At 70.0% G+C, this 19,054-nt stretch carries 18 protein-coding genes; 12 read left to right on the top strand and 6 right to left on the bottom strand.

Going from position 1 to position 19,054, the window contains the following annotated elements:
- On the top strand, nt 1–311 hold a 311-nt coding region (locus tag H0X00_RS09635; RefSeq protein ID WP_293769470.1), incomplete at its 5' end, for an ROK family protein.
- Here H0X00_RS09635 and H0X00_RS09630 read toward each other — a convergent pair.
- The gene (locus tag H0X00_RS09630) at nt 215–1,798 is read right to left on the bottom strand and encodes an MDR family MFS transporter (protein WP_293769468.1); all 1,584 of its coding nucleotides are present in this window, start codon (nt 1,796–1,798) and stop codon (nt 215–217) included. The genes H0X00_RS09635 and H0X00_RS09630 overlap by 97 nt on opposite strands.
- Before the next feature lie 92 nt (nt 1,799–1,890).
- Here H0X00_RS09630 and H0X00_RS09625 point away from each other — a divergent pair, with 92 nt between their 5' ends.
- The 5 genes from H0X00_RS09625 (at nt 1,891) to H0X00_RS09605 (ending at nt 6,002) form a co-directional block, all read left to right on the top strand.
- Nucleotides 1,891–2,199 carry a helix-turn-helix transcriptional regulator gene (locus H0X00_RS09625; RefSeq protein WP_293769466.1) on the top strand — a complete coding sequence of 103 codons (309 nt, stop codon included), beginning with the start codon at nt 1,891–1,893 and terminating at the stop codon, nt 2,197–2,199.
- The gene (locus tag H0X00_RS09620; protein WP_293769464.1) at nt 2,199–2,732 is read left to right on the top strand and encodes an SRPBCC family protein; all 534 of its coding nucleotides are present in this window, start codon (nt 2,199–2,201) and stop codon (nt 2,730–2,732) included. Before H0X00_RS09625 ends, H0X00_RS09620 begins: the two co-directional genes overlap by 1 nt.
- A gap of 105 nt (nt 2,733–2,837) precedes the next feature.
- On the top strand, nt 2,838–4,001 hold the full coding sequence (gene ilvA / locus H0X00_RS09615) for a threonine ammonia-lyase (protein WP_367186530.1): 1,164 nt from the start codon (nt 2,838–2,840) through the stop codon (nt 3,999–4,001).
- A 103-nt stretch (nt 4,002–4,104) separates the two neighbouring features.
- A complete protein-coding gene (locus tag H0X00_RS09610) occupies nt 4,105–5,052 on the top strand; it encodes an ATP-binding cassette domain-containing protein (protein WP_293769460.1) in 948 nt (315 codons plus the stop codon).
- Nucleotides 5,053–5,111: 59 nt separating this feature from the next.
- The gene (locus H0X00_RS09605) at nt 5,112–6,002 is read left to right on the top strand and encodes an ABC transporter permease (RefSeq protein WP_293769458.1); all 891 of its coding nucleotides are present in this window, start codon (nt 5,112–5,114) and stop codon (nt 6,000–6,002) included.
- Nucleotides 6,003–6,026: 24 nt separating this feature from the next.
- On the opposite strand, the gene greA is transcribed toward H0X00_RS09605, so the two are convergent.
- The gene (gene greA, locus H0X00_RS09600; RefSeq protein ID WP_293769456.1) at nt 6,027–6,512 is read right to left on the bottom strand and encodes a transcription elongation factor GreA; all 486 of its coding nucleotides are present in this window, start codon (nt 6,510–6,512) and stop codon (nt 6,027–6,029) included.
- A 381-nt stretch (nt 6,513–6,893) separates the two neighbouring features.
- Here greA and mca point away from each other — a divergent pair, with 381 nt between their 5' ends.
- The 3 genes from mca (at nt 6,894) to H0X00_RS09585 (ending at nt 9,196) form a co-directional block, all read left to right on the top strand.
- Nucleotides 6,894–7,748 carry a mycothiol conjugate amidase Mca gene (mca, locus tag H0X00_RS09595; RefSeq protein ID WP_367186529.1) on the top strand — a complete coding sequence of 285 codons (855 nt, stop codon included), beginning with the start codon at nt 6,894–6,896 and terminating at the stop codon, nt 7,746–7,748.
- The gene (locus H0X00_RS09590; RefSeq protein ID WP_293769452.1) at nt 7,745–8,017 is read left to right on the top strand and encodes a hypothetical protein; all 273 of its coding nucleotides are present in this window, start codon (nt 7,745–7,747) and stop codon (nt 8,015–8,017) included. The genes mca and H0X00_RS09590 overlap by 4 nt, the downstream gene beginning before the upstream one ends.
- A gap of 168 nt (nt 8,018–8,185) precedes the next feature.
- Nucleotides 8,186–9,196 carry a hypothetical protein gene (locus H0X00_RS09585; protein ID WP_293769450.1) on the top strand — a complete coding sequence of 337 codons (1,011 nt, stop codon included), beginning with the start codon at nt 8,186–8,188 and terminating at the stop codon, nt 9,194–9,196.
- Between the two features lie 249 nt (nt 9,197–9,445).
- On the opposite strand, the gene H0X00_RS09580 is transcribed toward H0X00_RS09585, so the two are convergent.
- Nucleotides 9,446–10,108 (bottom strand): hemolysin III family protein, encoded by a 663-nt coding sequence (locus H0X00_RS09580; RefSeq protein WP_293769448.1) that lies wholly within the window; start codon nt 10,106–10,108, stop codon nt 9,446–9,448.
- 83 nt (nt 10,109–10,191) lie between these two features.
- Here H0X00_RS09580 and H0X00_RS09575 point away from each other — a divergent pair, with 83 nt between their 5' ends.
- Both H0X00_RS09575 and H0X00_RS09570 read left to right on the top strand, forming a co-directional pair.
- Nucleotides 10,192–10,968 carry an isoprenyl transferase gene (locus tag H0X00_RS09575; RefSeq protein ID WP_293769446.1) on the top strand — a complete coding sequence of 259 codons (777 nt, stop codon included), beginning with the start codon at nt 10,192–10,194 and terminating at the stop codon, nt 10,966–10,968.
- Between the two features lie 396 nt (nt 10,969–11,364).
- Entirely contained in the window at nt 11,365–12,693 is a 1,329-nt protein-coding gene (locus H0X00_RS09570; protein WP_293769444.1) for a PhoH family protein, read from the top strand.
- Nucleotides 12,694–12,787: 94 nt separating this feature from the next.
- Here the strand turns inward: H0X00_RS09570 and H0X00_RS09565 are convergent, their stop codons facing one another.
- Nucleotides 12,788–14,185 carry an aspartate ammonia-lyase gene (locus tag H0X00_RS09565; protein WP_293769442.1) on the bottom strand — a complete coding sequence of 466 codons (1,398 nt, stop codon included), beginning with the start codon at nt 14,183–14,185 and terminating at the stop codon, nt 12,788–12,790.
- A gap of 51 nt (nt 14,186–14,236) precedes the next feature.
- Between H0X00_RS09565 and H0X00_RS09560 the strand changes: the two genes are divergently transcribed.
- Nucleotides 14,237–15,037 carry a hypothetical protein gene (locus H0X00_RS09560; protein ID WP_293769440.1) on the top strand — a complete coding sequence of 267 codons (801 nt, stop codon included), beginning with the start codon at nt 14,237–14,239 and terminating at the stop codon, nt 15,035–15,037.
- Between the two features lie 151 nt (nt 15,038–15,188).
- Here the strand turns inward: H0X00_RS09560 and H0X00_RS09555 are convergent, their stop codons facing one another.
- Together H0X00_RS09555 and H0X00_RS09550 are read right to left on the bottom strand one after the other, a co-directional pair.
- Nucleotides 15,189–17,030 (bottom strand): phosphoenolpyruvate carboxykinase (GTP), encoded by a 1,842-nt coding sequence (locus tag H0X00_RS09555; protein WP_293769438.1) that lies wholly within the window; start codon nt 17,028–17,030, stop codon nt 15,189–15,191.
- 182 nt (nt 17,031–17,212) lie between these two features.
- Nucleotides 17,213–18,871 carry a fumarate hydratase gene (locus tag H0X00_RS09550; RefSeq protein WP_293769436.1) on the bottom strand — a complete coding sequence of 553 codons (1,659 nt, stop codon included), beginning with the start codon at nt 18,869–18,871 and terminating at the stop codon, nt 17,213–17,215.
- Nucleotides 18,872–19,054 lie beyond the last annotated feature (183 nt).

Raw genomic sequence — 19,054 nt, 5'->3', positions numbered from 1 at the left:
ATCCGGTCGCGCTGGCTGCGCTGCGCCGGGCCGGCGAGGCGGTCGGCGTGGCGATCGCCTCGGCCTCGCACCTGTGCGACCTCGACGTGGTGTGCGTCGGCGGCGGGCTGGCCCAGGCCGGCGACCTGCTCTTCGGGCCGTTGCGTGACGCCTACGCCGCCCAGGCGCGGATGGACTTCGTCAAGGCGACCCAGATCGTGCCGGCCGCCCTGGGTCAGGACGCCGGGCTGGTGGGCGCGGCCGCCCTGCTGTTCGGCGGCGGTTCGTACTGGTCGCCGGACTCCGGCTGGTCCGACTCCGCCGGGATCTGATTCAGCGTCAGAGCGGGGGTCAGTGCGGCCAGGACGACGGCAATCGCGCCCACGGCGGCGGCGATCCAGAACACCCCGGTGGCGGCGTCGGCGAGGTAGGTGCCGTAGGCCTCCTGGGCCGAGGCGGGTAGCGCCTGTACCTGATCGGGCAGCGTCGAGACCTGGCCCGTCTGTAGCGGGGCGGAGGCGAACCAGAAGCCGTCGGAGAGCCGGTGCGTCAGCACGGCCACCCCGACCGCGGAACCGACGGTCCCGCCCAGGTTGCGGAAGAACGAGACCGAGGCGGTGGCGATGCCGAGGTCGCGGGCATCCACCGAGGACTGGGCGACCGCGACCAGCACCGGGGAGACGAAGCCGATGCCGAGACCGAGCACGGTCAGCATCGCGATCGTGTAGCCCGCCGAGGTATCCACGTCGAGGCGGGTCAGGCCGAGCATCGCGACGGTGATCAGCACCGTCCCGACCACCGGCGGGGCCTTGTGCCGGCCGGTGCGGCTGACCGCCCGGCCGACTCCCACCGAGCTGACCAGCAGGCCGGTGGTCATCGCCGCCAGCATCAGGCCGGACGAGGTGGCGCTGCGGTCCTGCACCAGCTGCAGGACGAGCGGGATGAACAGGATCGCGGCGAACATCGCGGCGCCGACGCAGAACGCGACAGCCCCGGTCAGGGCGAAGGTCGGGTTGCGGAACAGGCCCAGCGGCAGCACGGGTTCGGGCGCGGACCGTTGCGACAGCACGAACGCGGGGGCCAGCACGGCCGCGCCGACCCCGAGCAACCAGCTCCGCGGGTCCGACCAGCCGACCTCGTTGCCGCGGGTCATCCAGCACAGGAAGCACCCGACCGCGGCGGCCAGCAGAAACGCACCGCGCAGGTCGAGCCGGTGCTCGCGGCGGGAAACCGGCAGCGGCAGTTGGGTGGCGACGATGGCGAGCACCACGGCGCCGATCGGCAGGTTCAGCAGGAACAGCCAGCGCCAGGACGCGTGGTCGACCACCGGCCCGCCGATCACCGGGCCGAGCACGCTGGCCAGCCCGAACACCGCGCCGAACAGGCCCTGGAACCGGGCCCGCTGCCGCGGCGGGACCACGTCGGCGATCACGGCCAGCGCAAGGGTCAGCAGGCCGCCGCCCCCGAGCCCCTGCAGGGCGCGGGCCGCGGCGAGCGTGCCCATGCCCTGCGCCGCGGCGCACAACGCGGAGCCGGCCAGGAAGATGACGATCGCGGCCAGGAACACCGGCTTGCGGCCGAGCAGGTCGGAGACGCGGCCGTAGAGCAGCGTCGACGCGGTCGCGGTCAGCAGGTACGCGGTGATCACCCAATGGGTGTCCTCGATGCCGCCCAGGTCACCGACGATCGTCGGCAGCGCCACCGCGACCATCGTGCCGTCGAGGGCGCCGAGCAGGACGCCGAGCAGCAGGCCGATCAGCAGCAACCGGAAACGGGCCGGAACGGGGGCGGTGGTGTCGTCGGTGCGGCCCTCGTTCACCGCGTCAGGGTAGGCCATTCGGGTTGCTCTCCCGTCCTCCGGCCAGTGAAAATGCCTTGACAGGCATATGCCGTCTCAGGCATGTTAGGGCTGTGACCGACACCTTGTGGACCGTGCTCGCGGACCCGCACCGCCGCGCCGTGCTCGATGCGCTGCGGGCGGGTGAGCGCCCGGTCAACGACCTCGTCGACCTGCTCGGGCTCACCCAGTCCGCGACCTCCAAGCACCTTCGGGTGCTGCGCGAGGCCGGCTTGGTCCGCGTGCGGGTCAATGCCCAGCAGCGCATCTACGCCCTCGACCCGCGCCCCATCGCCGAGGTCGATGCCTGGCTGGAGCCCTACCGACAGCTCTGGAACGACCGGCTCGACACCCTGGGCCGCTACCTGGACGGAGACACCTGATGAACCTGACCGAGCATCTGAGCGACGCCAACCGCGGCACCTACCTCGAGGTCAAGGGCCGCCCCGCGCTGCGCTTCCGGCGCAACTACCCCCATCCGGTGGAGAGGGTCTGGGCCGCGGTCAGCACCCCGGCCGGCCTGAAGAACTGGTTTCCCGGCCAGGTGACGCTCGAGCCGTGGGTCGACGGGGCGATGACCTTCGACATGGACCCGAACGCCCCGGCCGGCACCGGCAAGGTCCTGACCTGGCAGCCGCCGACCCGGTTCTCCTTCACCTGGCACGACGACGAGGTCCACCTCACGCTCGAGGCCGACGGGTCGAATTGCGTGTTCACGCTGACCAATGTCCTGTCCGAGAAGGACGGGGCGGCGCGCAACGGCGCCGGCTGGTCGGTCTGCCTCGGCGAGCTCACCCGCCACCTCGACGGCGTCCCCGGCACCGACCCGAATGAGGCGGGCACCGATCTGTGGCAGCCGTTGTTCGAGGCGTACGCCGCCGCAGGCCTGCCATCAGGCGCGACCCTTCCCTCGTGAGCCTGCCCGACCGGCTGACGGCTGCGGTGCCACACTGCGAGCGTGCCCGCGGCTGATCATGAGCGACTGCCCGTCACGCTCGCGGACGTCCGCGCCGCGGCCGAGATGCTCGCCGAGATCGCCCGGGTCACCCCGGTGGTCGGCTCCCGCGTCCTGACCGCCCGCTGCGGCGGCGAGGTCCGGTTCAAGTGCGAGAACCTCCAGCGCGGCGGCTCGTTCAAGCTGCGAGGCGCCTACGTGCGGATCGCCCGGCTGAGCGAGGAGCAGCGCCGGGCCGGGGTGGTGGCCGCGAGCGCCGGCAACCACGCGCAGGGCGTGGCCCTGGCCGCCTCCCTGCTCGGCTGCTCCGCGACCGTGGTGATGCCGCTCGGCGCCCCGTTGCCGAAGATCGCCGCCACCGAGGGCTACGGCGCGACCGTGCGCCTGATCGGCGCCGACGTCGAGGAGGCGCTCGTCGCGGCCGCCGCGCTGGCCGAGGAGACCGGCGCGGTCTTCATCCACCCGTTCGACCACGTCGACGTGGTGGCCGGGCAGGGCACGGTCGGGCTGGAGATCCTCGACCAGGTGCCCGACGTCCGCACGATCGTGGTGCCCACCGGCGGCGGGGGCCTGCTCGCGGGCATCGCGGCCGCGGTCGCGCACCGTCCGGAGGTACGGGTGGTCGGCGTGCAGGCGGCCGGGGCCGCGGCCTATCCGGAGTCGATCGCCGCCGGGCACCCGGTGGCGCTCGACGGGGTGTCGACGATGGCCGACGGCATCGCGATCGGCCGACCCGGTGCGGTCCCGTTCGCGGTGGTGTCCGCGCTGGTCCCGGACGTCCGGACCGTCTCCGAGGAGTCGCTGTCCCGGGCGCTGCTGCTCTGCCTGGAGCGGGCCAAGCTCGTCGTCGAGCCGGCCGGCGCGGCCGGGGTCGCGGCGATCCTGGACGACCCGCAGGCGTTCGAACCGCCGGTGGTCGCAGTGCTCTCCGGTGGCAACGTCGACCCGCTGCTGATGCACCGTCTGCTCCGGCACGGCCTCGCCGCGTCCGGGCGATTTGTGGCGTTCCGGACCCGGATGACCGACCGGCCCGGCGCCCTGGCCGCCCTGCTGCACGAACTCGCCGAGGCCGACGCCAACGTCCTTGAGGTCGAGCACCTGCGTACCAACCCGCGCCTGCATGTGGACGAGGCCGAGGTCTACGTCCAGATCGAGACCCGGGGCGGCAAGCACACCGACGCGGTGCTCGCGCGGCTGCGCTCGGCCGGCTATCCGTTGATTTTCGGCTGATTGGTCCGATACGGAACCATTAGGCGTGACACGCCTAATGGTTCGGGTGACCGGTTGGTCCAAGATCACTGCGGTCGACCGGGGGGAACGGCACCATGGTCGGGTGGTGAACGCTGTCCTCGTCGAGGGCCTGGTCAAGCGCTACGGCCAGGCTCCTAAAGATCATCTGGCGTTGGACGGCCTCGACCTGCAGATCGAGGAGGGCACCGCCCTCGGGCTGCTCGGCCCGAACGGCGCCGGGAAGACCACGACCGTGCGGATACTCACCACGCTGCTGCGCCCCGACGCCGGCCGGGTGGTGGTGGCCGGGATCGACGTGCTGCGCGACCCCGCCGCGGTCCGCCGCCGGATCGGGCTGGCCGGCCAGTTCACCGCCCTGGACTACACGCTGACCGCGCGGGAGAACCTGCAGATGTTCGGCCGGCTGTACCGGCTGGGCCGCCGGCAGGCCGACAAGCGGGCCGACCTGCTGCTCGAGCGCTTCCGGCTGACGGAGGTCGCATCCACGCCGGTGAAGACCTTCTCCGGCGGCATGGCCCGCCGCCTGGACCTGGCCTCGGCGCTGGTGGCCACCCCCAAGGTGCTGTTCATGGACGAGCCGACCACCGGGCTGGACCCGGCGTCCCGGATCGATCTGTGGGACCTGCTCGCCGACCTGGTTCGCGGGGGCACCACGCTGCTGCTGACCACGCAGTACCTGGACGAGGCCGACCGCCTCGCCGACCGGATCGCCGTCGTCGACCGCGGTCGCGTGATCGCCTCCGGCACCCCGGACGAACTCAAGTGCCGGCTCGGTGGCGACCGGGTCGACATCCGGCTCACCGATGTCACCCAGATGGACGCAGCGGTGGCTGCGCTGCGTGAGATCGCCTCCGGCGAACCCATGGTGGACGTCGCGAACGCGACCGTGGGCGTGCCTGCGGCCGGGGATGCCTCGGCCGCGATCGCCGGCGTGGTGCGGGTGCTCGACCGGCACCACATCGCGATGCTGGACATCGCGGTGCACCGCCCGACCCTGGACGACGTGTTCCTGGCGGTGACCAAGCGGTGAGCGAGTCGCTGAGCGAGCCGCGGCCGGAGCCCCTCGGGCCCCGGGTCGGAGCCGCCCCGATGGCACAGGACACCGACGGTGGCAATCGCGGCCAACGAGTAGCGCCTACCCGCCACCGTGCGGGTGGGCACGAATCGGCCTGGTCGCTGGGGTCGGAGTTCGCCTGGGCGATCTCCGACGCGGGCGTGCTGACCCGTCGCAACCTGCGGCACATCGTGCGGCTGCGTGAGCTGTGGCCGTTCCTGTTCCTGCAGCCACTGGTCTTCGTGCTGCTGTTCTCCCTCGTGTTCGGCGGTGCGATCCAGTTGCCGGGCGGCGGCAGCTACCGCGAGTTCCTGCTGGCCGGCGTGTTCGCGCAGGCGGTCGCGTTCAGCACGTTTCCGACCACGGTCGCGATGGCCTATGACCTACACCTGGGGCTGATGGACCGGCTGCGCACGCTGCCCATCCACCCGGCGGCGATCTTCATCGGCCGCACCGTCGGCGACATCGTGCGGATGTCGATCTCGTTGGCCGTGATGGCGCTGTGCGGCCTCGCCGTCGGCTGGCGGATCGACGACGGACCGGTGCGCGCGGTCGGCGCCTTCGCCGTCCTGTTGCTGTTCGGGTTCGCGATGAGCTGGGTCGGCGCCTACATCGGGCTGATCGCCAAGAGCGTGCAGTCGGCACAGGGCATCCCGATGATCTGGCTGTTCCCCGTGGTGTTCGTGTCCAACGCTTTCGTGCCGACGCAGAGCATGCCCGAGCCGCTGGAGACGGTCGCGGAATGGAACCCGGTGACCGCGGTCGCCGCGGCCGCCCGCGAACTGTTCGGCAACCCGAATCCGTTCAAGGCCGAAGGCACGATCCCGGCCGAGCATCCGGTGCTGCTGACCGTGATCTATTCGTTCGTGATCATCATGGTCGCGGCGACGTTGTGCACGCGGCGCATGCGCGCGGTCGGGCGCTGAAGCGCCCGGCCGCCCAACAATCGGTCAGCCGGTGAACGGCTCCACCTCGACGATGGTCACCTTGACCTGGCGGCCGTTGGGGAGCTCGTAGGCGCAGTCCTCGCCGGGCTTCTTGTCCAGGATCGCCGCGCCCAGCGGGGATTTCTCGGAGTAGACCTCGAGGTCGCCCACCGACACCTCGCGAGAGCCCAGCAGGAAGCGCTCGGTGTCGCCGTCGGCGAAGCGGATCGTGACGATCGAGCCGAGGTGCACGATGCCGTCGTCGGCCGGCGTCTCGCCGACCTTCGCGTAGCGCAGCAGCTCGTCGAGCTGACGGATGCGGGCCTCCTGCTTGCCCTGCTCGTCCTTGGCCGCGTGGTACCCGCCGTTCTCCTTGAGGTCGCCCTCTTCGCGAGCGGCCTCGATCTTGCGCGCGAGCTCCAACCGACCCGGACCAGAAAGCTGGTCCAGCTCCGCCTTGAGGCGGTCGTACGCGTCCTGGGTGAGCCAGGTGACGGTCTCGGTGGTCATGGGTCGCTCCTTGCGGGTGTGGTGCGGCTCGCCGTCTCGTCGATACGGCTGACGGACGGTCAGGTGGGTACGCGGTGGACCGCGTCTGAAGGCAGTGTCACTAAAAGGAACAGACCGACGCTCCGTAGGCGGGGCGACGGTCGTACGTAGGCCGCTCAGTGTACTGAGCTGCCTTCCCTCGAGACATCAGTTTCATACCTGGGAATTCTTGAGCGTCTGCGGGGTTTAGTCCGAAAGAGTGGTGGGAGCCGGAACCGATACGCAGTGTGATCGGAGCGCCCGGCCCCCGTCTATCCTCGGTACTGGGGATTTGCCGGGGATCGGACTTTTCGACTGAGAGGGCGGTAGACACGCGTGTCGAGCGCTGAGCCGTTGCGCCTGATGGCGGTGCACGCCCACCCCGATGACGAGTCCAGCAAGGGTGCGGCGACGATGGCGATGTACGTCACGGCCGGCGTCGAGGTCATGGTCGTCACGTGCACCGGTGGTGAGCGCGGGGACGTGCTCAATCCCGGGCTGAGGGACGACCCCGAGATCGCCGCGAACATCCACGCGATCCGCGCCGCCGAGATGGAGGCCGCGCGCGAGATTTTGGGCGTGCAGCAGGCCTGGCTGGGTTTCGTCGACTCGGGCCTGCCCTCCGGCGATCCGCTCCCGCCGCTGCCCGACGGCTGCTTCGCGCTGGCGCCCATCGAGGAGGCGGCCGCGCCGCTGGTCCGGCTGATGCGCGAGTTCCGCCCGCACGTGGTGACCACGTACAACGAGGAGGGTGGCTACCCGCACCCGGACCACATCGCGACCCACAAGGTGTCGGTGGCGGCATTCGAGGCCGCGGGCGACCCGGAGCTGTACCCGGACCTCGGTGAACCGTGGCAGCCGCTCAAGCTCTACTACGACGTGACCTTCACCAAGGAGAAGACCGTCGCCCTGCACGAGGCCTGTCTCGCGAACGGACTGGAGTCGCCCTACGCGGAGTGGCTGGACCGCTGGCAGGACCGCGCCTCGCGCGTCGTCACCACCCGCGTCCCGTGCTCGCAGTACTTCCCGGTGCGCGACGCGGCGCTGCGCGCCCACGCCACCCAGATCGACCCCGACGGCTTCTTCTTCAAGATGCCGATGGACCTGCAGCAGGCCACCTGGCCGACCGAGGACTTCGAACTCGCGCGCTCACTGGTCGACACCGAACTGCCCGAGGACGACCTGTTCGCCGGCGTCCGTGATCGCGTGTGCCCATGATGCTTCTCGACCTTGCCCACGAGCTTGTCGACGTGCTGGCCGCGGCCACGCCGTCGCCGGCCCCGGCGCCGGTCGACGAGGACAAGGTGAGCCCGGGCGTCATCGGCCTCATCTTCCTGGTGGTGATGGGCGGCGCCGTCGCGTTTCTGATCCGCAACATGAACTCCCGGCTGCGGAACATCGACGTGGACCGGCACCAGCGCGAGAAGGCCGCGAAGCGCAACGTGCCGCCCCGCGAGGACGACGCGGGCGAATCGGTCAATACCTGATCCAAAACTGACGCATCGTCGGATTTGATGATCCGGCGGTATCGGCCCCCCTGTGGCAAACGTCCGAAACGTCGTCGGTCGAACCACCCACACGGCGCATTCGCGCCCGGGTCCTCCCGTGATCGGCTGGGCCCAGCAAGACATCAAGCTTCGGGGGGAGTTTCGCAGATGTCCGACATCATCGTTGTGGACAAGGCCGATGAGGCCATCTTTTTCGCAGGTTCTGCCGTCACGGATCTGGACGGTCTGCTGGGCGGTGTGCCCGACCTGATCGAGTCGGTGCCTGACCTGGTCGGCGACCTGCTCGATCACCTGACCGTCAGCGTCCTGCCCGACTCGCTGGACCTGGATGAGCTGCTCGATCTCGATGACCTGGACGGCACCGTCGGGCACGTGCTCGGCATCGTCCCTGGCACCGCGGGCGGCGTGCTGTCCGGTCTGTCGCTGCACCTCGACGGCACCGTCGACGTGCTGCTCGACCAGACCCTCGGGGTCACAGCGGTGCTGAACCCGATCCTCGAGCCGGTGGCCGAGATCGTCAACCAGATCACCATGACCCTCGGGGTCACCGACGAGCTGCCGGCTCGCCTGTCGGCCCTGGCCGGCATCGCCATCGTGGGCAGTGACTCGGTGCTGTCCAACCTCACCGAGATCCTCGACGCGACGCTGGGCCTGAACCTCGGTCCCGTCCTCGACCACACGCTGGGCACCGTCGTCGGGGTGGTCGACGACCTGACCGTCTCGCTCGGACTCGGCAGCCTGCTCGACGTCGTCGATGTCGGTCTGACGCAGGGCCCGATGACCGTCGAGGGCACCACCGACGAGAGTTTCGGCGCCGGGCACGGGCTGCTCGACTCGCTGTTCACCGACGCGGACGGCCTGGGCGACAACGCCTCGGGCGGCACCGTCGTGATCGGCGTGCAGGGACTGGCGCAGGCCGTCCCGCAGACGATCGACTCGACCGTCGACCTCGTGCTCACCGACACCTTGCACGTGGAGGTGCCGGAGCTCGTCGACCACACCACGGTCGGCGTGGGGAGCTTGCTCGAGGACCCGACCTCGGTCGGCGCGATCCCTGGTACGGACCTCGTCGACGAGACGGTCACCAGCGTGACCACGATCGCGGACGACACTGTGACGGGCCTGGGACTGGGTCTGGACCTGGGCGGACTCGGCTGACCCCACGCACCACGAGCGCCGGTCCGGAAACGGGGCCGGCGCTCACGCGCGAGCACTGGGCAGTACGGGTGGAACTGCAGCGTCTGCGCGGGTCCGGGTGGGTGAACGCAGTTTGATTGCCCATGGGGCCGGTTTGACCATGAGCTGCCCGCTGATGCTGGGTGAGGGCCCGCTCGGCGGACCGGCCCCGCTGGAGCTCGGCGAGCTGCTGAGCGGGTTGTTGGGCGGTCTGCTCGGAGGCCAGCCGGCTCAGCCGTAGGTGTAGGCGACGATCGAGACCGCGACGTAGTGGACGATCCAGCCGACGACGGTGAACGAGTGGAACACCTCGTGGAAGCCGAACCAGCGCGGTGAGGGATTCGGGCGCTTGAGCCCGTAGACGATCCCGCCGGCGGTGTAGAGGCCGCCGCCGACGCAGATCAGCACGAAGGTGGCGACGCCGCCGTCCAACAGGTCCGGAACGAAGAAGACCGCAGTCCAGCCCAGGGCGATGTAGACCGGGGCCGAGAGCCAGCGCGCGGAGTTGATCCACACCGAGCGCAGCAGCACGCCGAGGATGGCGCCGGTCCAGACGATCGCGAGCATCAGCGTCGCCCGCGAGTCCGAGAGGAGCAGCAGCGCGAACGGGGTGTAGGACCCGGCGATGATCAGGAAGATGTTCGCGTGGTCCAGGCGCTTGAGGACCTCGGTCGTGCGCGGTCCCCAGTTGCCCCGGTGGTACAGCGCGCTGACGCCGAACAGCAGCGAGGCGGTGACGGCGAAGATCGCCGAGGCCAGGCGGGCGCGCGGTTCCTGCGGGATCGCCACGAGCACGAAGCCCGCGATCAGCGACACCGGGAACGTTCCCAGGTGCAGCCAGCCGCGCAGATGGGGCTTGACCGCCGCCTCCACCCGTTCCAGCACCTGGTTCATGCCTCCGAGGTTACGGCGCCGTAGGTTGCTCGCCACCCGCCGAACGGCCGTGATGTGCGCGACGCGTCGGTAGGGTTGCCGCCGTGGCCATCCGGACCCGCGCCCGCGTGAAGGGGATCGCCTACCGGGCCTATGAGCGTCGCCTCGTCGGGCGCCTCGACCTGACCCGCGTCCCGCGTCACGTCGGCGTCATCCTCGACGGCAACCGGCGGTGGGCGAAGGCGGCGGGCAGCCGTCCGGAGGCGGGCCACCAGGCGGGCGCGGACAAGATCCACGAGCTGCTGAGCTGGTGCTCCGACGCCGGCGTCGAACTGGTCACGCTGTGGCTGCTCTCCACGGACAACCTGACCCGGCCCGACTCCGAGCTGCAGCCGTTGCTGCGGATCATCGAGACCACCGTCACCGAGATCGCCGAGGGTGGCTGGCGGGTGAACCCGGTGGGGGCGATCGACCTGCTGCCCCCGGAGACCGCCCGCGTCCTCAAGGCGGCGGCCGATGCAACGGCGGAGCGCAGCGGCCTGCTGGTCAACGTCGCGATCGGCTACGGCGGCCGCCGCGAGATCGCCGACGCGGTGCGCTCGCTGCTCCAGTCGCATGCGGCGCGGGGCACGTCGATCGAGGAGCTCGCCGAGGTCATCGACGTCGAGCACATCTCCGAGCACCTCTACACCCGCGGGCAGCCGGACCCCGACCTGGTGATCCGCACGTCAGGGGAGCAGCGGCTCTCCGGCTTCCTGCTCTGGCAGAGCGCGCACTCGGAGTTCCACTTCTGCGAGGCGCACTGGCCGGACTTCCGCCGCATCGATTTCCTGCGTGCCCTGCGCGAGTACGCGAGGCGGGACCGCCGCTTCGGTGGGTGAGGGATCCGCTACCGAAACGGACATCACTAGTCCATTCGGGTCATACCTTCATGGCCCGTTCATCTTGTCCTTCGAGTAATCGCGTGTTCCTGCGCCGAACGCCAATTTTCCGGTTCTACTCTCGAAGCATCGGACGGCACCCTGCCGCCCGGCCGGAAGGGCCCTCGTTGCCAGTAGGTAGCGGAAGTCTCGGAGTGCCGGTACTACCGGCCCCGGTTATCGCCGCTGACCGTGCTGCCTTCGAGAACGATGGGGCGCCGGTCATAGCGGCCCTCGACGTTCCCGGAGACCTTGGCTTCGAAAGAGGGGGCCGGTACCGGGCCCTCGGGTCCGCTGTACCGGATCGATGCCAGTCCCCACGCGACGGCGGTATCCCGCTCGCGTACGGAGCGAACCGTGGCCAACGCCTCTCGTCGCCGCCCGCCCAGGACAACCCGTCGCACCTACGTCCTGGACACCAGCGTCCTGCTCTCCGACCCCCGGGCGATGACCCGGTTCGCTGAGCACGAGGTCGTCATCCCCATCGTGGTGATCACCGAACTGGAAGGGAAGCGGAACCACCCCGAGCTCGGTTACTTCGCTCGCTCCGCACTGCGCATGCTCGACGAGCTCCGCGTGGAGCACGGTCGCCTCGACGCACCGCTTCCGGTGAACGACGAGGGCGGGACCCTGATCGTCGAGCTCAACCACAGCGACGTCTCGGTCCTGCCGGCCGGCTTCCAGCTCGGCGACAACGACTCGCGAATCCTCGCGGTGGCGCGCAACCTCGCCGCCGAGAGCCGCGAGGTCACGCTGGTCTCCAAGGACTTGCCGATGCGGGTGAAGGCCTCGGCCGTCGGGCTGATGGCCGAGGAGTACCACGCGGACCTGCCGGTCGAGGCGGGGTGGACCGGGCTCGCCGAGATCGAGGTGCCCGCGGGGACGCTGGACGAGCTTTACGCGAACACGCCGATGGAGATCGCGGAGGCCGCGGCCCTGCCGTGCCACACCGGCCTCGTGCTGCTGTCGGACCGGGGGAGCGCGCTGGGGCGGGTGCTGCCCGACAAGAGCGTCAAGCTGATCAAGGGAGACCGCGACGCGTTCGGCCTGCGTGGGCGCAGCGCCGAGCAGCGAATCGCGCTGGATTTGTTGCTGGACAACGAGATCGGCATCGTTTCCGTCGGTGGCCGCGCCGGTACCGGCAAGTCCGCCCTCGCTCTGTGCGCCGGGCTGGAGGCCGTGATGGAGCGGCGCCTGCACAAGAAGGTCGTCATCTTCCGCCCGCTCTACGCGGTCGGCGGCCAGGAGCTCGGCTACCTGCCGGGCTCCGAGGCCGAGAAGATGGGGCCCTGGGCGCAGGCAGTGTTCGACACTCTGGGTGCGCTGGTCGCGCCCGAGGTGGTCGAGGAGATCATGGCCCGCGGCATGCTCGAGGTCCTGCCGCTCACCCACATCCGCGGCCGTTCGCTGCACGACTCCTTCGTCATCGTCGACGAGGCGCAGTCCCTGGAGCGCAACGTGCTGCTGACCGTGCTCTCCCGCATCGGTGCCGGCTCGCGCGTCGTGCTCACCCACGACGTCGCGCAGCGCGACAACCTGCGCGTGGGCCGGCACGACGGCGTCGTCGCGGTGGTCGAGACGCTCAAGGGCCACCCGCTGTTCGCCCACGTCACCCTGACCCGCTCCGAGCGCTCCCCGATCGCCGCCCTGGTGACCGAGATGCTGGAAACGCCCCTCGAAACCTGACGCTCCATCATTTCCACGGACGTCCGAAGAGGAGTGAGCTATAACGCTCGCCTCTTCGGACGTCCTGCGTTGAGCGAGGGCGCTGTGGTCCCGACTACGGGTGGGTCATGCGCATGACGTCGAGGGCGGTGTCGAGGTCGGCGGCGCTGATCCGCCCGGCCTCGATGTGGCCGCGGGTCTCGACGACGTCGCGGATGGTACGGCGCTCCTTCACCGACTCCTTCACGATCGAGGCGACCTCCTCGTAGCCGAGGTACTTGTTCAGCGGCGTCGCGACCGACGGGGAGGACTCGGCGAACTCGCGGCAGCGCTCGGCGTCGGCGACGAGGCCGTCGATGCAGCGGTCGGCGAACAGCCTGCTGACGTTGGCCAGCAGGCGGATAGAGGCGAGGGTGTTGCGGGCCAGCATCGGCAGCATCACGTTGAGTTCGAAGTTGCCGGCCGCGCCACCGAAGGCGACCGCGGCGTCGTTGCCGATCACCTGGGCGCAGACCATCGCGAGGGCCTCAGGGACAACCGGATTCACCTTGCCCGGCATGATCGAGCTGCCGGGTTGCAGGTCGGGCAGGTGGATCTCGGCCAGGCCGGTGCGCGGGCCGGAACCCATCCAGCGGATGTCGGTGGAGACCTTGTAGAGCCCGACCGCGATCGTGCGCAGTTGCCCGCTGAGCTCGACCAGCCCGTCGCGCGCGCCCTGGGCCTCGAAGTGGTCGCGGGCCTCGGTGAGCGGCAGCCCGGTGCTGCGTGCGAGCTCGGCGATCACGGCGGCCGAGAACCCCGGCGGGGTGTTGATGCCCGTGCCGACGGCGGTCCCGCCCAGCGGCAGTTCGGCGACCCGGGGGAGCGTGGCCTGGAGGCGCTCGATGCCGTACCGCGTCTGCGCGGCGTATCCGCCGAACTCTTGACCCAGCGTCACGGGCGTGGCGTCCATCAGGTGCGTGCGGCCGGACTTCACCACGCCGGCCCACTCGTCGCGCTTTCGCTCCAGGGCCGCGGTGAGGTGCTCCAGCGCCGGGATCAGGTCGTGGGTGACGGCGTCGGTGGCCGCGACGTGGATCGAGGACGGGAACACGTCGTTGCTCGACTGGCTGGCGTTGACGTGGTCGTTCGGGTGCACCGGCGCGCCCAGGTGCTCCGTCGCCAGCGTCGCGACGACCTCGTTGGTGTTCATGTTCGACGAGGTGCCGGAGCCGGTCTGGAAGACGTCGACCGGGAACTCGCCGTCCCAGCGCCCCTCCGCGACCTCCGCAGCCGCGGCCTGGATCGCCGCCGCCATCGGCGCCTCCAGCACCCCGAGCTCGGCGTTCACCTTGGCCGCCGCCGCCTTGATCAGGCCCAGCGCCCGGATGTGGCGCCGCTCCAGGCGCTCGCCGGAGATCGGGAAGTTCTCCACCGCCCGCTGCGTCTGCGCCGCGTACTTCGCGGCCGCCGGCACCCGCACGTCCCCCATCGAGTCGTGCTCGACCCTGAACTCGCTCCCGCTGTCTCCCATCCCCCCATCCTTCCCCGCAAAGTTCCGCGGATGAAACCGGCTGCAGCCGCGGTGCATGCCGTGATCTGGGCAAGGTCGGACAGGCAGGCGGCCCTCTACGTGCTCGCCGCCGCACAACAGCGGCTTTTCACCGCGCAGGAGTTCGCCGACGAGGTGGCGAAGATCCGTCGGGACAAGCGACGCCTAATGCTGCGCGGGCTGCTTGCCGATATCGCTTCGGGGATCGAATCGATCGGGGAGCGCGACTTCGCCCGGATGTGCCGGGAGCGCGGATTCCCTGAGCCGGCGCGGCAGACCGTCCGGTACACGGAGACCGGCCGGCTGCTGCTCGACAATGACTTCGACCCGTATCTGGTCACCGCCGAGATCGACGGGTCGCAGCACCTCGACCCGTCCTCATGGATCAGCGACGCGTTCAAGCAGAACGTCGTCAGCCTCGAAGGTCGAGTGGTGATCCGCATCCCGAACCTGGCCCTTCGGCTGGACCCAGATCCCTTCTTCGACCAACTGGAGCAGGCCCTCCATCAGGCTGGATGGGCGGGCCCACGAGCCGACACCGGAGCTCGCGACGCTGATCGAAGCAGCAGACGTCCGAAGAAGCGAGCGTCATGGCGCACCCTTCGTCGGACGCCCGCGTACTGCGGGCGGCCTGCGACGCCTTCAGAGGCCGATGTTGCGCATGAAGAACTCATGCTCGGGGTCGCGGCCCCCGTCGGGGTCCGGCGGGGTGTTGACGGGCTGCCCCTCGACGGTGTCTTCGAGCGCGACGTGCTCCGGCAGCTTGTTGAAGCGCTCACGTCCGGACTCGGGGTCGGTCGTCATGCCCACGAGGCTACGCCGCGGCCATGGTGACCGCAGCGAGCAACGGACGTCCGAGAAAGCGAGCGTGATAGCGCAACCTTCGTCGGACGTCCGGCGACTGCGGGAGCGCAGGCCGACAGCCCGGACGCGGCGACGCGCAGCGCCGCAACGTGAGCGGCACCGGGCGTCGGTGGTCCAGCAGTTACTTGCCGGCCTCGGCGTCCAGGGCGGCGGCGACGCGGCGGTGGGCTTCCCAGATCTCTTCGGGAAGGCCGTCGAACTGGGTCAGGTGGGTCTCGCGGAAACCCATCTCCTGGCGCCAGCGGGCGTTGTCGATCGTGAGGAGGGTGTTGAGATCCTCGTCGGAGATGTCGACGCCGGTGAGGTCGAGCTCCTCGCGCGTCGGGATGATCCCGACGGGAGTCTGCCGACCGGTGACCTCGCCGTTCTTGAGCTGCATGAGCCAGAGCAGCGGACGCAGGTTGTCCCGGTAGCCGGGCCACAGGAAGCGGCCACCCTCGCCACGCTGGAACCAGTTCACGTGGGCGAACAGCGGCTTCTCCGACGCGGCGCCGACGATCTTCAGCCAGTGCGCGGCGTAGTCGGCCTCGGGGTAGGACATGAACGGGCGCATCGACATCGGGTCGTAGCGGAGCTGACCCTCGACGCCTTCGGCGGCGAAGGTGGCCTCCGCCCCCAGGGTGAGGCCGTCGTAGACGCCCTCGGCGATGTCGGTGATGGCGCGGATCAGCGGCTCGCGGTCTCGGGTGCGGCCACCGAAGATGATCGCGTCGATCGGGACGCCCTTGGGGTCCTCGAAGTCCGAGGCGATGTTCGGCACCTTGGACAGCGTGGTGGTGAAACGGCTGTTCGGGTGCGCCCAGGGGGAGGTGTCACCCTCCTTGCGGTCGGCAATCGGCGCGCCCATCCAGTCCAGCCACCCGGTGACGTCGGCCGGGGGCTGCGGGGTGCGGCCCTCCCACCAGACCTCCTGGGTGGTCGGGTTGTAGGCGATGTTGGTGAAGATCGCGCCGGTGCCGGGCTCGATGGAGCCGAGCGCGGTCGGGTTGGTCGTCTCGTTGGTGTCCTTGGCGACACCGAAGACGCCGAACTCGGGGTTGATCGCGTAGAGCTTGCCGTCGCTCTCGTTGACCCAGAGCCACGCGATGTCGTCGCCGTAGAACTCGACGTGGTACCGGTCGCCCAGGTCGTCCGGGGCCAGCATCATCGCGAGGTTGGTCTTGCCCGACGCCGACGGGAAGCCACCACAGATGTGGTACTTGCGGCCGGTCGCCTTGTCGGTGATGCCGATCAGCATGAACTGCTCGGAGAGGAACTCACCCGAGGCCCAGCCGTCGTAGGCCGCCTGGCGCAGGCCGTGCGCGATCTTGCCGAGCAGCGCGTTGCCGCCGTAGGACGAGCCGTAGTGCAGGATCGTCCGCTCGTCGGCGACGGTGACGAAGTAGCGCTTGTCGTCCGGGGTGCCCTGGCCCAGGTTGGGCAGGTCGCCGGTGACGTGGACGGCGCGCACGAAGCTGTTCTGGTCTGTCAGGCTGTTGATGTACTCGACGCCGACGCGGGCCATCCGGATCATGTGCAGCACGACCGGGCGGCAGTCGGTCAGCTCGACGCCGGCCGCGAAGCGCTCCAGCGGAGAGCCCGGCTGCGCCATCAGGTACGGGATCACGTACATCGTCTTACCGGCCGAGGCCCCGCGCATGTTGTTCTTCTGGAGCTCGGTCATCTCGTTGGCGTCGCGCCAGTTGTTGTACGTGCCCGCGTCGCTCGCCTTGGTCGTGGCGACGATCGTGCGCTCCTCGGAGCGCGCGGTGTCCTTGTGGTAGCTGCGGGAGTAGTAGAGACCCTCGCCCGCCGGCTCGATCTCGCCGGCCGCCAGGGCCTCGGCGATCAAGCGCGCGTCGTCGGCGGCGGAGACCACCTCGACGTTCGCCGCGCCGGTCAGCTCCGCCCAGTACCTGACGTACTCGCGGACATGCTGGTTCTTCAGGCCCGCCGCGTCCAGCGCCGCCTCGACATCTGCCACCGTGTTCAACCCTCTCGCGCATTGCGTCGCACCAGCCGTGCCCTGCGTCCTCACAGGCGGCGGTGGGTGTTGCGGGGTGCCGGCGACCGCGCGGGAGTGCGCGTGATCGGCGTCGGCGTGCGCCGGCGACAGGGGGGTGGCGCGCCGGTTCAGCGGCCACGATACCGCGCTCTGCTGCGTGCTCAGCCCCGCGTCCCGAGCGTGATCGGAACCGAGGTGTCCGCGGGCGCGAAGAAGTCGTTCCCCTTGTCGTCCACGACGATGAAGGCCGGGAAATTCTCGATCTCGATCCGCCAGACCGCCTCCATCCCGAGTTCGGCGTACTCGACGACCTCGACCTTGCGGATGCAGTCCTGGGCCAGGCGGGCCGCCGGGCCCCCGATCGAGCCCAGGTAGAAGCCCCCGTGCTTGGCGCAGGCGTCGGTGACCTGCTTCGACCGGTTGCCCTTGGCGAGCATGATCATCGAGCCGCCGGCGGCCTGGAACTGGTCGACGTAGGAGTCCATCCGGCCCGCGGTGGTCGGCCCGAACGAGCCGGTGGCCATCCCCTCAGGCGTTTTGGCGGGCCCGGCGTAGTACACCGCGCTGTCGCGTAGATAAGCAGGCATCGGCTCCCCGGCGTCCAGGCGCTCCTTGATCTTGGCGTGCGCGATGTCGCGCGCGACCACGAGCGATCCGAACAGCGAGAGACGGGTCTTCACCGGGTACTTGGTGAGCTCAGCCAGGATCTCCGGCATCGGGCGGCTGAGGTCGACGCGCACCACGGTGTCGTCGAGGTGCTCGTCGGTGACGTCGGGCAGGAACCGGGCCGGGTCGCGTTCGAGTTGCTCCAGGTAGATCCCGGAGGGGGTGATCTTGCCGAGGGCCTGCCGGTCGGCCGAGCAGGACACCGCGAGGGCCACCGGGCAGGACGCACCATGGCGCGGCAGCCGGATCACCCGGACGTCGTGGCAGAAGTACTTGCCGCCGAACTGGGCGCCGATCCCGGTCGCCCGGGTGAGTTCGAGGACCTTCTCCTCGAACTCGACGTCGCGGAAGCCGTGCGCGGTCATCGACCCCGAGGTCGGCAACGCGTCCAGGTACTTGGCCGAGGCGTACTTCGCGGTCTTGAGCGCGAACTCCCCGCTGGTGCCGCCGATGACGATCGCCAGGTGGTAGGGCGGGCAGGCCGCGGTGCCGAGCGAGCGGATCTTCTCGTCCAGGAACGTCAGCATCGACACTTCGTTCAGAACGGCCTTGGTCTCCTGGTACAGGTAGCTCTTGTTGGCCGAGCCGCCGCCCTTGGCCATGAACAGCAGCTTGTACTGCTGGGAGTGCGCAGGGTCGTCGTCGGCGTAGAGCTCGATCTGGGCCGGCAGGTTGGACCCGGTGTTCTGCTCATCCCAGAGCGTCAACGGAGCGAGCTGGGAGTAGCGCAGGTTCAGCTTCGTGTACGCGTCGTACACCCCGCGCGAGATCGCCGACCCGTCGCCGCCGCCGGTCAGCACCCGCTCGCCGCGCTTGCCCATGACGATCGCGGTCCCGGTGTCCTGACACATCGGCAGCACCCCGGCCGCGGCGATGTTGGCGTTCTTGAGCAGGTCGCGCGCGACGAACTTGTCGTTCCCGGATGCCTCGGGGTCGTCGATGATCTTGCGCAGCTGGGCCAGGTGGGCCGGGCGCAGGAAGTGCGCGATGTCGTGCATCGCCTCCGCGGTCAGCAGCTGCAGCGCGGACGGCGCCACCCGCAGGAACTCCTGCCCGCCCAGGTCCGTGACCTCGACGCCCTCGGTGGAGAGCAGGCGGTACTCGGTCGGGTCGGCCCCGATCGGCAGCAGGTCGGAGTAGGCGAACTCGGGCATCAGGACTCCAGGGGAGTGGGCAGCCCCGCCAGAATATGGAGGGCCCCAGGGCGCGCGCCTAGTGGTCCGTCTGCGAATTGATCTGGTTGAGGACCTCACGCCCGCGACGGACCTTGGCGATGATCTCCTCCGCGGTCGCCTTCCAGATGAAGGGCTTCGGGTCGGTGTTCCAGTGCTCGGCCC

Origin of the sequence: Sporichthya sp., from assembly GCF_013815995.1 — a bacterium.
Classification (GTDB): domain Bacteria; phylum Actinomycetota; class Actinomycetes; order Sporichthyales; family Sporichthyaceae; genus Sporichthya.
Note: the sequence above shows the minus strand (reverse complement) of the source record. Positions and strands in the feature narration are given on the sequence as shown.

What these genes read in the sequence shown, in the direction of transcription:
- H0X00_RS09620 (WP_293769464.1), top strand. Translation starts at nt 2,199, where the DNA reads ATGAACCTGACCGAGCATCTGAGCGACGCCAACCGCGGCACCTACCTC.
- ilvA (WP_367186530.1), top strand. Translation starts at nt 2,838, where the DNA reads ATGCTCGCCGAGATCGCCCGGGTCACCCCGGTGGTCGGCTCCCGCGTC.
- H0X00_RS09605 (WP_293769458.1), top strand. Translation starts at nt 5,112, where the DNA reads ATGGCACAGGACACCGACGGTGGCAATCGCGGCCAACGAGTAGCGCCT.
- greA (WP_293769456.1), bottom strand. Translation starts at nt 6,512, where the DNA reads ATGACCACCGAGACCGTCACCTGGCTCACCCAGGACGCGTACGACCGC.
- mca (WP_367186529.1), top strand. Translation starts at nt 6,894, where the DNA reads ATGGCGGTGCACGCCCACCCCGATGACGAGTCCAGCAAGGGTGCGGCG.
- H0X00_RS09590 (WP_293769452.1), top strand. Translation starts at nt 7,745, where the DNA reads ATGATGCTTCTCGACCTTGCCCACGAGCTTGTCGACGTGCTGGCCGCG.
- H0X00_RS09585 (WP_293769450.1), top strand. Translation starts at nt 8,186, where the DNA reads ATGTCCGACATCATCGTTGTGGACAAGGCCGATGAGGCCATCTTTTTC.
- H0X00_RS09580 (WP_293769448.1), bottom strand. Translation starts at nt 10,108, where the DNA reads ATGAACCAGGTGCTGGAACGGGTGGAGGCGGCGGTCAAGCCCCATCTG.
- H0X00_RS09565 (WP_293769442.1), bottom strand. Translation starts at nt 14,185, where the DNA reads ATGGGAGACAGCGGGAGCGAGTTCAGGGTCGAGCACGACTCGATGGGG.
- H0X00_RS09550 (WP_293769436.1), bottom strand. Translation starts at nt 18,871, where the DNA reads ATGCCCGAGTTCGCCTACTCCGACCTGCTGCCGATCGGGGCCGACCCG.